The organism is Pseudomonas sp. ADAK21, from assembly GCF_012935735.1.
Lineage (GTDB): Bacteria > Pseudomonadota > Gammaproteobacteria > Pseudomonadales > Pseudomonadaceae > Aquipseudomonas > Aquipseudomonas proteolytica.
Window position 1 is genome coordinate 2,061,499 of record NZ_CP052857.1, and the last position, 12,534, is coordinate 2,074,032.

Consider the following 12,534-nt stretch of genomic DNA (forward strand, 5'->3'; position numbering starts at 1 on the left):
TGTCTTACCTGTTTCTTCAGCCAAGGTGCCAACCGTGAGCGCGAACAACCCTCTTTTGCAGTCCTACGACCTGCCGCCGTTCTCGGCGATCCGTGCCGAGCACGTCCAACCGGCCATTGAACAGATCCTGGCCGACAACCGCGTTGCCATCGAAGGCATCCTGCAAAGCCAGGGGAAAAATCCGACCTGGGCCGGCCTGGTCCTGGCCATGGACGAACTCAACGACCGCCTGGGCGCGGCGTGGAGCCCGGTCAGCCACCTGAATGCCGTGTGCAACAGCGCTGAATTGCGCCAAGCCTACGAGGCCTGCCTGCCGGCCTTGAGCGCCTACTCTACCGAGATGGGCCAGAACCGCGAGCTGTTCCAGGCGTTCGAAGCCCTGGCCAACAGCCCCGAAGCCGCCGGTTTTGATGTGGCGCAAAAAACCATCCTGGAGCACGCCCTGCGCGACTTCCGTCTGTCGGGTATCGACCTGCCGCCTGAGCAGCAGAAGCGCTACGCCGAAGTGCAAAGCAAATTGTCCGAACTGGGCAGCAAGTTCTCCAACCAGTTGCTCGACGCCACCCAGGCCTGGACCAAGCACGTCACTGACGAAGCCACCCTGGCCGGCCTGACCGATTCGGCCAAGGCGCAAATGGCTGCTGCGGCCCAGGCCAAAGGCCTCGATGGCTGGCTGATCACCCTGGAATTCCCCAGCTACTACGCGGTGATGACCTACGCCCACGACCGCGCGCTACGCGAAGAAGTCTACGCGGCCTACTGCACCCGCGCGTCGGACCAGGGCCCGAATGCCGGTCAGAACGATAACGGTCCGGTAATGGAACAGATCCTCGACCTGCGCCAGGAACTGGCCCAACTGCTCGGCTTCGCCTCCTTCTCCGAACTGAGCCTGGCCACCAAAATGGCCGAATCCAGCGACCAGGTACTGAGTTTCCTACGTGACCTGGCCAAGCGCAGCAAACCGTTCGCCACCCAGGACCTGCAGCAGCTCAAGGCCTACGCCGCCGAGCAAGGCTGCGCCGACCTGCAAAGCTGGGACAGCGGTTTCTACGGCGAAAAGCTGCGTGAACAGCGCTACAGCGTGTCCCAGGAAGCCCTGCGCGCCTACTTCCCGATCGACAAAGTGCTGGGTGGCCTGTTTGCCATTGTCCAGCGCCTGTACGGCATCGAGATCGCCGAGCAGAAAGGCTTCGATACCTGGCACCCGGATGTTCGCCTGTTCGAAATCAAGGAAAACGGCCAACACGTCGGCCGCTTCTTCTTCGACCTGTATGCCCGCGCCAACAAGCGTGGCGGTGCGTGGATGGACGGCGCCCGTGATCGCCGGCGTACCGCGGCAGGTACCCTGCAAAGCCCGGTGGCCAACCTGGTGTGCAACTTCACCCCGGCCGACAGCGGCAAGCCTGCCCTGCTGACCCACGATGAAGTCACCACCCTGTTCCACGAATTCGGCCATGGCCTGCACCACCTGCTGACCCGCGTCGAACACGCGGGCGTGTCCGGCATCAATGGCGTGGCCTGGGATGCGGTGGAGTTGCCGAGCCAGTTCATGGAGAACTGGTGCTGGGAGCCGGAAGGCCTGGCGCTGATTTCCGGTCACTATGAAAGCGGCGAAGCACTGCCCCAGGACCTGCTGCAAAAAATGCTCGCGGCGAAGAACTTCCAGTCGGGGCTGATGATGGTGCGCCAACTGGAGTTCTCGCTGTTTGACTTTGAGCTGCATGCCACCCACGGCGATGGCCGCAGCGTGGCCAAGGTACTCGAAGGCATCCGTGACGAAGTGTCCGTAATGCGTCCACCCGCCTACAACCGCTTCCCCAACAGCTTCGCGCATATCTTCGCTGGCGGTTATGCGGCGGGGTACTACAGCTACAAGTGGGCCGAAGTGTTGTCGGCGGATGCCTTCTCCAAGTTTGAAGAAGACGGCGTGCTCAACGCCGAAACCGGCCGTGCCTTCCGCGAGGCGATCCTGGCCCGTGGTGGTTCCCAGGCGCCGATGGTGTTGTTCGTCGACTTCCGCGGACGCGCACCGTCGATTGACGCACTCTTGCGCCACAGCGGCCTGAGTGAGGACGCGGCAGCATGAGTGACGGGCCTGTGATCACCAAAAAGCAATTTATCGCCGGCGCCGTGTGCCCGGCGTGCAGCGAACCGGACAAGTTGAAGATGTGGACCGAAGACAGCGTGCCCCATCGCGAATGCGTGGCCTGCGGCTATACCGACACGCTCAACGACCAAGGTTTGTCGGTGCCCAAGGAATTGGGCACGCGGGTCAATACCTCGGCGTTGAAAGCACCCGCGGATCCCAAAGTGCAGGCGGTACAGTTCTTCCCTAATCCGAAGCTGAAAAAAGACTAAAGAAGCTACGCCAACCACTGTAGGAGCGAGCTTGCTCGCGAAGATCGTTAACGATAACGCGTTCATTCCGGATGAACGCTGCGTCCTTGAGATTTTCGCGAGCAGGCTCGCTCCTACATTTTTTTTGCGCGCATTTCTCGATTTTCCTGGCTGAAACGATTCCTTCATTACTTAGCCTGCTATCATTTGTAACTATTCATTGCTATCAAAACGACAAGCCGCTCCACGAAGCGACTGCTCAAACCCGTGACTACATGATGAGGTGCCACCATGTCTGATCAAGATCGAGACAACCCCCGGCGTGACTTTTTGCGCAAATCCTTGACCTTGATCCCGGTGGTCACGGTTGCCAGTACCGGCCTTGGCGGCTCGATGCTGATGGCCACACCCGAACCTGCCCAAGCCAGCCCGGCCAAGGCACCCGCCAGTGAAAAGGCCTACGAGCCCAGCTACTTCACCGCCGAGGAATGGGCGTTTATCAACGCCGCCGTCGCGCGCTTGATTCCTGCCGATGCCCAAGGCCCGGGCGCCCTGGAAGCCGGTGCGCCGGAATACATCGACCGCCAGATGAACACCCCTTACGCCAGCGGTGCCCTGTGGTTTATGCAAGGCCCATTCAACGCCGACGCGCCGCCCGAGATGGGCTGGCAGAGCAAGCTGGTGCCCAAGGAGATCTATCGCCTGGGTATTGCTGCCACGGATTCCTGGTCGAAAGCGTTCAACGGTAAAACATTTGCCGGGCAAGACAGCGCTACCCAGGATGATTTGCTGCGTCGCCTGGAGGCTGGTGGTGCGGAAACCGGCGAGCATTTCGCGGCGGTCCCACCGAAGATTTTCTTCAACTTGTTGCTGCAAAACACCAAGGAGGGGTTCTTCTGCGACCCGATCCACGGCGGCAACAAAGGCATGGTCGGCTGGACCATGATCGGCTTCCCCGGCGCCCGCGCCGATTTCATGGATTGGGTTGAACGCAACGAGCAATACCCCTTCCCGGCTGTTTCCATCCGTGGCGAGAGGGCATAAGCGTGGCGACCATCATGAAGAAAGTCGATGCAGTGATCGTTGGCTTTGGCTGGACTGGCGCGATCATGGCCAAGGAACTGACCGAAGCAGGCTTGCACGTGGTAGCGCTGGAGCGCGGCCCGATGCAGGACACCTACCCGGACGGTAACTACCCACAGGTGATCGATGAACTGACCTACAGCGTGCGTAAAAAACTCTTCCAGGACATCTCCAAGGAAACCGTGACCATTCGCCATAGCGTGAATGACATTGCCTTGCCCAACCGGCAGTTGGGCGCGTTTTTACCGGGCAATGGCGTGGGCGGCGCGGGCCTGCACTGGTCGGGCGTGCATTTTCGGGTGGACCCTATCGAGTTGCGCATGCGCAGCCATTACGAAGAGCGCTACGGGAAAAACTTCATTCCCAAGGACATGACCATCCAGGACTTCGGCGTCAGCTACGAAGAGCTGGAACCGTTCTTTGACTACGCCGAAAAAGTCTTCGGCACCTCCGGCCAGGCCTGGACCGTAAAAGGCCAGTTGGTGGGTGAAGGCAAGGGCGGCAACCCTTATGCGCCGGATCGCTCCAGCCATTTCCCACTGGAGTCGCAGAAAAATACCTACTCGGCGCAACTGTTCCAGAAAGCTGCCGCCGATGTGGGCTACAAACCCTACAACCTGCCGTCGGCCAATACCTCGGGGCCCTACACCAACCCCTATGGTGCACAGATGGGGCCGTGCAACTTCTGTGGTTTTTGCAGTGGGTATGTCTGCTACATGTACTCCAAGGCATCGCCCAACGTGAATATCCTGCCAGCGTTGCGCCAGGTGCCGAACTTTGAGCTGCGGCCCAATTCCCACGTGCTCAAGGTCAATCTCGACAGCACCAAGCGCAAGGCCACCGGCGTGACCTACGTCGACGCCCAGGGCCGCGAGATCGAGCAACCGGCGGACCTGGTGATTCTCGGCGCCTTCCAGTTCCACAACGTGCGCCTGATGCTGCTCTCGGGCATCGGCAAGCCCTACGACCCGATCACGGGCGAAGGGGTGGTGGGCAAGAACTTCGCCTACCAGAACATGGCCACCATCAAGGCCTACTTCGATAAAGACGTGCACACCAACAACTTCATCGGCGCCGGCGGCAACGGCGTGGCGGTGGACGATTTCAACGCCGACAACTTCGACCATGGGCCCCATGGCTTCGTCGGCGGCTCGCCGATGTGGGTCAACCAGGCGGGCAGTCGACCAATTGCCGGGACCTCCAACCCACCGGGCACGCCGGCCTGGGGCAGCGCGTGGAAGCGCGCCACGGCCGATTACTACACCCACCAGGTGTCGATGGATGCCCACGGCGCCCATCAGTCCTACAGGGGCAACTACCTCGATCTGGATCCGGTTTACCGTGATGCCTACGGCCTGCCGTTGCTGCGCATGACCTTCGACTGGCAGGAAAACGACATCAAGATGAACCGCTTCATGGTCGAGAAAATGGGCAAGATCGCTGAGGCGATGAACCCCAAGGCGATTGCCGTGCTCGGCAAAAAAGTCGGCGAACACTTCAATACCGCGTCCTACCAGACCACCCACCTCAATGGTGGCGCGATCATGGGTACCGACCCGAAGACCAGCGCGTTGAATCGCTACTTGCAGTGCTGGGATGTACACAACGTGTTTGTCCCGGGCGCATCTGCTTTCCCACAAGGCCTGGGCTACAACCCTACGGGCCTAGTGGCGGCGTTGACCTACTGGTCGGCCCGGGCGATTCGCGAGCAGTACTTGAAAAACCCCGGCCCGCTGGTTCAGGCATAAGGAGCGACGACCATGAAAGCATTTGTTATCGCGACCCTGGCCTTGTTCAGCAGTTGCTCGGTGAGCGCCGCGCAAGCCGATTTGATCAAGCAAGGCGAATACCTGGCCCGCGCCGGTGACTGCGTGGCCTGCCATACGGCCAAGGGCGGCAAGCCGTTTGCCGGTGGCCTGCCGATGGAAACCCCGATCGGCGTGATTTACTCCACCAACATCACCCCGGACAAAACCGGCCTGGGTGACTACAGCTTTGAAGACTTCGACAAGGCCGTGCGCCATGGCGTCGCCAAAAGCGGTAGTACCCTTTACCCGGCGATGCCCTACCCGTCTTATGCACGTGTCAGCGAAACCGACATGCAGGCGCTGTATGCGTACTTTATGAAAGGCGTGGAGCCGGTCGCCCAGGCGAACCAGGACAGTGATATTCCCTGGCCCTTGAGCATGCGCTGGCCCCTGGCGGCGTGGCGCTGGATGTTCGCGCCCGAGGTGGCGGACTATCAGGCCCCGGCCGATTCCGACCCGGTGATCAGCCGTGGCGCCTACCTGGTGGAAGGCCTGGGTCACTGCGGCGCTTGCCATACCCCGCGGGCCCTGACCATGCAGGAAAAGGCCCTGAGCGCGGCGGACGGGGCGGCGTTCCTGTCCGGCAGTGCGCCACTGGAAGGCTGGATCGCCAAAAGCCTGCGCGGCGACCACAAGGACGGCCTGGGCAGTTGGAGCGAAGAGCAGTTGGTGCAGTTTCTCAAGACCGGTCGCAGTGATCGCAGCGCGGTATTTGGCGGTATGAGCGATGTGGTAGTCCACAGCATGCAATACATGTCTGAAGACGACCTGACAGCTATCGCCCGTTACCTCAAGAGCCTGCCGGCAGTCGACCCCAAGGATCAGCCGCACCAATACGACAAACAGGTGGCCGAGGCGCTGTGGAAGGGCGATGACAGCAAGCCAGGTGCCGCGGTGTACATCGACAACTGCGCGGCCTGCCACCGTACCGACGGCCATGGCTACACCCGCGTGTTCCCGGCGCTGGCGGGCAACCCGGTGTTGCAGACGGCAGATGCCACGTCGCTGATCAACATTGTGTTGAAGGGCGGCACCCTGCCGGCCACTCACGCCGCGCCATCCACCTTCACCATGCCGGCGTTTGCCTGGCGGTTGTCGGATCAGGAAGTGGCGGATGTGGTCAGCTTTATTCGTGGCAGTTGGGGTAACCAGGGCGCGCCGGTGAAGGCCGGCGAAGTCGGCGACCTGCGCAAGAGCGATCAACACAGCACCTCGGGCGACGATCTGGGGCAAGTGACCACGAGTCACTGATTCAGGCTTTGCCGCCCAACGGCACTGGTCAGATACGCTGCGCCTCGATACTGTATATAAAAACAGTATCGAGGCGCTTTCATGTCCACTCCTCTACCGCCGCGTGGGCGAGGCACCGCCACCAACCTGCACAATCGCTTCGCGCCCACGGTCAGTGTGGCCGAGGACGATGGTTGGTATCAGGAAGTGCCGCCGACCCAGGGTACCGAAGTGCGTATCGAGACGGCGAAGACCATCATCACCCGCAATACCTCGCCAGACCTGCCGTTCGATCGCTCCATCAACCCTTACCGGGGCTGTGAGCATGGTTGTATTTATTGTTATGCGCGGCCCAGCCATGCCTATTGGGACATGTCCCCGGGCCTGGACTTCGAAACCAAGCTGATCGCCAAGAGCAACGCCGCCGAGGTGCTGGAGCAGCAATTGTCCAAGCCCGGCTATGTGTGTGCGCCGATTAACCTGGGTTCCAACACGGACCCGTACCAGCCCATCGAGCGCGAGTACAAGATCACCCGGCAAACCCTGGAAGTGCTGCTGCGCTATCGTCACCCGGTGACTATCGTGACCAAGGGTTCGTTGATCCTGCGTGACCTGGACCTGCTCACGGCGCTGGCCCGCCAGCGGCTGGTAGCGGTGATGATCAGCCTTACCAGCCTGGACGATGAACTCAAGCGCATCCTGGAGCCCCGTGCGGCGGCGCCCAAGGCGCGTTTGCGGGCGATCCGGGTGATGCGTCAGGCGGGCATCCCGGTAGGCGTGCTGTGTTCGCCGATGATTCCGATGATCAACGACAGCGAACTGGAAAGCCTGCTCGCCGAGGCCCATGCCGCCGGGGCGCAGAGCGCCGCCTATATGATGCTGCGCCTGCCCCTTGAGGTGGCGCCGCTGTTCGAGGAGTGGCTGGCGGCCCATTACCCGCAACGGGCGGCCCATGTGATGAGCCTGGTCCGCCAGGTGCGCGGTGGCGAAGTCTATGACAGCCGCTTCGGTGTACGCATGCGCGGTGAGGGGCCGTTTGCCGACCTGCTGGCGAAACGATTTGCCAAGGCGATCAAGCGCTTGGGGCTGGACCGACGGGAAGGCTTCAACCTCGATTGCAGTGCATTCTGTCCGCCCGGCAGGCAGCTGGCTTTGTTGTAGACTGATACAAATGCGCGCACTGCCCAGCCAGGGTGGTCGCGTTTTGACATCACTGAAACCCGCGAGATAGAGCGGTTGATTCAGTTTGAGTTAAGTTTTGGCAGGTACCTTGTTCATCGAGTGACTGGTGGGTCTGCGTCGCGGCTGGTGTGGTTTTCCAATTATTGCAATGGTCGCGCGCCAAACTGAACTGCAACACTCCCCTGCTCCAACTACGAGGATGAATCATGAGTGACAAGGATAAACAGCCGTTGGCTGCGTCGGCTTCAGCCCCTCACGAGGCGGAGTCCGCCGATGCAGCGCTGCAGCACATCGTTGATGGCTTTTTGCATTTCCATAACGAGGTCTTTCCCCAGCAGGAAGAACTCTTCAAGAAACTCGCCACGGCCCAGAGCCCACGGGCGATGTTTATCACCTGCGCCGACTCGCGCATTGTTCCGGAACTGATTACCCACAGCTCCCCGGGCGATTTGTTCGTCACCCGTAACGTAGGCAACGTCGTACCGCCTTATGGGCAGATGAACGGCGGTGTGTCCACGGCCATCGAGTACGCGGTGCTGGCCCTGGGCGTGCAGCACATCATCGTCTGCGGCCACTCCGACTGTGGCGCGATGCGGGCGGTGCTCAACCCCCAGAGCCTGGAAAAGATGCCCACGGTCAAAGCCTGGCTGCGCCATGCCGAGGTCGCCAAGACCATGGTCCAGGACAACTGTGATTGCGCCAATGAAGGCGAAAGCATGCAGGTGCTGACCGAAGAAAACGTCATCGCCCAGTTGCAACATTTGCGCACCCACCCTTCTGTGGCTTCGCGCATGGCCAACGGTCATTTGTTTATCCATGGCTGGATCTACAACATCGAGACCAGCGAGATCAAAGCCTATGATGCGGACCAGGCCACGTTCCTGCCGCTGACCGGTTCCGGACCGATCCCTTCGGCGACGCCCAAAGCGCGCTTCTAAAACAATCCCCTGCCGGGTAATGCGATGGCTGCCATGGATGCAGCCAGGCCTTGCCACGCCCGGCGAATGCCTCGGGAGAGTCATTATGCGTGCAGCTCAATTGAAAACAGTGCTGCCACGGGAGCTGTTGGCTTCGGTGGTGGTGTTTCTGGTGGCCTTGCCACTTTGCATGGGGATCGCCATTGCTTCGGGCATGCCGCCGGCCAAGGGTCTGATCACCGGGATCATCGGTGGCCTGGTGGTGGGTTGGCTGGCCGGCTCGCCCCTGCAAGTCAGTGGCCCGGCTGCCGGCCTGGCGGTGTTGGTGTTCGAACTGGTGCGCCAGCACGGGATGCTGATGCTCGGGCCGATCCTGCTGTTGGCGGGCTTCCTGCAACTGGTGGCCGGGCGCCTGCGCCTGGGCTGCTGGTTCCGGGTGACGGCGCCTGCGGTGGTCTACGGCATGCTGGCGGGGATCGGGGTGCTGATTGTCCTGTCGCAGGTGCATGTGATGCTCGATGGAGCGCCCAAGCCGTCTGGGCTGGATAACCTTGCCGGCTTCCCCGCTGCAGTGGCCCTGGCCATTCCCGGTCTCGGCTGGCAAGCCGGTCTGCTGGGGTTGTCGACGATTCTGGTGATGTGGATGTGGGATAAATTTCGTCCGCAAAAACTGCGCTTTGTACCGGGTGCGTTGCTGGGGGTGGGCTTGGCGACGGCAGCCAGCCTGATGCTGGCATTGCAGGTCAAACGCGTGGAAGTGCCGGAAAACCTCGCCGATGCCATCGACTGGCTCCGCCCCAGTGACCTGCTGAACCTGGCTGACCCCAACCTGCTGATCGCTGCTTTCGCGGTGGCCTTTATTGCCAGTGCCGAAACCTTGCTCTCGGCGGCAGCTGTGGATCGGATGCACAACGGCCAACGCTCGGACTTCGACAAGGAATTGTCTGCCCAGGGTGTAGGCAACATGTTGTGTGGCCTGGTGGGCGCATTGCCCATGACCGGGGTGATCGTGCGCAGTTCGGCCAACGTCCAGGCGGGCGCAACCACGCGTCTGTCGGCAATGTTCCATGGTCTCTGGCTGCTGGCCTTCGTGTTGCTGCTGTCGAGCGTGCTGCAAAGCATTCCGGTGGCGAGCCTGGCGGGTGTGCTGGTGTACACCGGCATCAAGTTGGTGGACCTCAAGGCGTTCCGTGGCCTGGGGCGCTATGGTCGGATGCCGATGTTCACCTACGCGGCCACGGCCCTGGCGATCATCTTTACCGACTTGCTGACCGGTGTGCTGGTGGGCTTCGGCCTGACCCTGGTGAAACTGGCGTGGAAGGCTTCACGCTTGAAAGTCAGCCTGATCGACCTGCCCCAGGACGGTGAAATGGAGTTGCGGTTGATAGGCGCGGCGACCTTTCTCAAGGTGCCCGCATTGACTCAGGTACTGGCGACAGTGCCCGCGGGAAGCACCGTGCATGTGCCGCTCAATAACCTGAGCTACGTGGATCACTCGTGCCTGGAATTGCTGGAGGAATGGGGGCGGGCCAATGCGGCCAAGGGCTCGAAGTTGGTGATCGAGGCGCGCGGGTTGAAGCGTCGGTTGGAAGGGCGGATAAGAACCACGACCCGGATTGGTTCTGCCCCGTCGGTGGGCTGACGAAACCGCATAAAAAAGTGGGAGGGGCTTGTGTGGGAGCCGGGCTTGCCCGCGATAGCATCACCGCGGTGTAACTGATGCACCCCGGTGCCTGCATCGCGGGCAAGCCCGGCTCCCACACAAACCCCTCCCACATTTTGTTCTGTGCCAGGCCGCAACTCTAGGCCGGCTGATCCAGCTCCAACTCCACGCCCAGCTGGCGCGACAGGCAAGGCCAGCGCTTCCACGCGGCTTCCGTTGCCGGGCTCTTGAGCTGCTCGCGATAGGCCTCGACGGACTCCAGAGCAAAGCTCTCTTCATTGAGCATCTCATCCACCGCCAGGTGCACGGCTTCATCCAGCTGGTTGGCGAAATCTTCGCCGATCAACTGGTGGGCAATCACATTGGCAACGGTGGTGTCCGCCGGAATCAACGGCTGGCCGAAGTGCTTGATATACAAATCGTTCACTTCTTCCACCAGCCGGTGGGCCAGGTAGGCCTCGTCCAGCAGGCCGTTCATGCCTTCATGGGCGGCGAGGATGGCCGGTGGCTGGAGAAAGAAATGCTCGGCGATTTTCAGCACCGGCTTGATCTGGCTTTCAATCCCTGCTTCCCGGGCCACGTCGTTGGCGGCGTCCAGCAGGTCCGGAACCTGATCGATGTAGGCGGTGACGAAGCGCGTCATCACGGCATTACGATCACCCTCGGCCAGGGAAATGGCCGAATGCAGGTGTGGTAACTGAGCGTCCAGTTGTTTAGCCAATTGGCCAGTGGACGCTTCGTGTTGATGGGCACGGGAAATCTGCTCGCGCAATGCGGCGGTGTTCATGAAAGCTCCAGGAATACGGGCGTAGGAAAGGGGATTGCATAAGGTAGCTCGTTTATACGAGCCCCTAAGACGCATTTGTCATAATTATTTCATGGTTATGCGCCGCTGTTATATCGAAATGCCATCGTTCGTCGGATAGGCCTTTAATCTGCTGGCCGGCCAGCGCCGTTCGTCTCTTTTTACTGATTTGTCCCCACACATTGCGGGGTCGCAGTCGCTGTCTATACTCGGGTTTGTACGCAATTAGCTGATGACGCCCGACTGCATTAGGCAGGCAAGGCTTGGCGGATGTAAGCAGTTTGGAAGCCGCCCCCTTGGCCGCAGGTGCAAACCGGCGGGATAACAAGAACGATAAGGGGAACCCGCAATGACGCGACATCCACATGTTTGGATGGGCTTACTCTTGTGGTCAGTATTCAGCCAGGCGCAGGCCGCCTGGACAGTGAATATGGCACCAGGGGCCACCGAAGTCAGTCACGCTGTGTTCGACCTGCACATGACCATTTTCTGGATCTGTGTGGTGATCGGCATCATCGTGTTTGGCGCCATGTTCTGGTCGATGATTGTGCATCGGCGCTCCACGGGCCAGGTGGCGGCCAAGTTCCACGAAAGTACCACGGTCGAAATTCTCTGGACCGTCGTGCCCCTGCTGATCCTCGTCGCCATGGCTATTCCCGCGACCAAGACCCTGATCAACATCTACGACAGCAGTGAATCGGATATCGATATCCAGGTCACCGGCTATCAGTGGAAGTGGCACTACAAGTACCTGGGCCAGGACGTCGAGTTCTTCAGCAACCTGGCCACCCCCGCCGAGCAGATCCAGAACAAGGCCACCAAGGGCGAACACTACCTGCTGGAAGTCGATCAGCCGCTGGTGCTGCCGGTGGGCGCCAAGGTGCGCTTTTTGGTGACCGCCGCCGACGTGATCCACTCCTGGTGGGTACCGGCGTTTGCGGTCAAGCGCGATGCCATCCCCGGCTTCGTCAACGAGGCCTGGACCCGGGTCGAGAAGCCCGGCATCTACCGCGGCCAGTGCGCAGAGCTATGCGGCAAGGACCACGGGTTCATGCCCATCGTGGTCGAGGTCAAGTCCAAGGCGGACTATGAAACCTGGCTCGGCGAGCGCAAGGAAGAAGCCGCCAAGCTCAAGGAGCTGACCTCCAAAGAGTGGACACTTGAAGAGCTGGTGGCCCGTGGCGACAAGGTCTACCACACCACTTGCGTGGCCTGTCACCAGGCCGAAGGCCAAGGCCTGCCGCCGATGTTCCCGGCGCTCAAGGGCTCGAAAATCGCCACCGGACCTGCGGCAGATCACCTGAGCATCGTCTACCACGGCAAGCCCGGGACCGCGATGGCGGCGTTCGGCAAGCAGCTGTCGGAAGTCGATATTGCGGCGGTCGTGACCTACGAGCGTAACGCCTGGGGCAACAACAAAGGCGACATGGTCACGCCTAAAGACGTGCTGGCCATCAAACAGGCGGAAAGCAAATGAACCTCTTCATTGCGTATGCCCTGACCCGCCCC

General features: G+C 61.0%; 10 protein-coding genes. 9 read left to right on the top strand and 1 reads right to left on the bottom strand.

Annotated elements, in window-relative coordinates:
- Window positions 1–34 precede the first annotated feature (34 nt).
- The 8 genes from prlC (at window position 35) to HKK57_RS09560 (ending at window position 10,199) form a co-directional block, all read left to right on the top strand.
- The gene (prlC, locus tag HKK57_RS09525) at window positions 35–2,086 is read left to right on the top strand and encodes an oligopeptidase A (protein WP_169390073.1); all 2,052 of its coding nucleotides are present in this window, start codon (window positions 35–37) and stop codon (window positions 2,084–2,086) included.
- Window positions 2,083–2,358 (top strand): YheV family putative zinc ribbon protein, encoded by a 276-nt coding sequence (locus HKK57_RS09530; RefSeq protein ID WP_029290288.1) that lies wholly within the window; start codon window positions 2,083–2,085, stop codon window positions 2,356–2,358. The genes prlC and HKK57_RS09530 overlap by 4 nt, the downstream gene beginning before the upstream one ends.
- 270 nt (window positions 2,359–2,628) lie before the next feature.
- Window positions 2,629–3,381 (top strand): gluconate 2-dehydrogenase subunit 3 family protein, encoded by a 753-nt coding sequence (locus HKK57_RS09535; protein WP_029290293.1) that lies wholly within the window; start codon window positions 2,629–2,631, stop codon window positions 3,379–3,381.
- 2 nt (window positions 3,382–3,383) lie between these two features.
- Window positions 3,384–5,168: a GMC family oxidoreductase gene (locus HKK57_RS09540; protein ID WP_169390074.1), complete on the top strand. Its 1,785-nt coding sequence runs from the start codon at window positions 3,384–3,386 to the stop codon at window positions 5,166–5,168.
- Window positions 5,169–5,180: 12 nt separating this feature from the next.
- Window positions 5,181–6,479, top strand: a complete 1,299-nt coding sequence (locus HKK57_RS09545) for a cytochrome c (RefSeq protein ID WP_169390075.1) — start codon at window positions 5,181–5,183, stop codon at window positions 6,477–6,479.
- A gap of 81 nt (window positions 6,480–6,560) precedes the next feature.
- A complete protein-coding gene (locus tag HKK57_RS09550) occupies window positions 6,561–7,619 on the top strand; it encodes a PA0069 family radical SAM protein (RefSeq protein WP_169390076.1) in 1,059 nt (352 codons plus the stop codon).
- Between the two features lie 227 nt (window positions 7,620–7,846).
- A complete protein-coding gene (locus tag HKK57_RS09555; protein WP_169390077.1) occupies window positions 7,847–8,578 on the top strand; it encodes a carbonic anhydrase in 732 nt (243 codons plus the stop codon).
- 85 nt (window positions 8,579–8,663) lie between these two features.
- Window positions 8,664–10,199 (top strand): SulP family inorganic anion transporter, encoded by a 1,536-nt coding sequence (locus tag HKK57_RS09560; protein ID WP_154908004.1) that lies wholly within the window; start codon window positions 8,664–8,666, stop codon window positions 10,197–10,199.
- Between the two features lie 160 nt (window positions 10,200–10,359).
- Here HKK57_RS09560 and HKK57_RS09565 read toward each other — a convergent pair whose 3' ends face one another.
- Window positions 10,360–11,007, bottom strand: a complete 648-nt coding sequence (locus tag HKK57_RS09565) for a hypothetical protein (RefSeq protein ID WP_169390078.1) — start codon at window positions 11,005–11,007, stop codon at window positions 10,360–10,362.
- A gap of 367 nt (window positions 11,008–11,374) precedes the next feature.
- Between HKK57_RS09565 and coxB the strand changes: the two genes are divergently transcribed.
- Entirely contained in the window at window positions 11,375–12,502 is a 1,128-nt protein-coding gene (coxB, locus tag HKK57_RS09570; RefSeq protein ID WP_070995518.1) for a cytochrome c oxidase subunit II, read from the top strand.
- The last annotated feature ends 32 nt before the right edge of the window (window positions 12,503–12,534 follow it).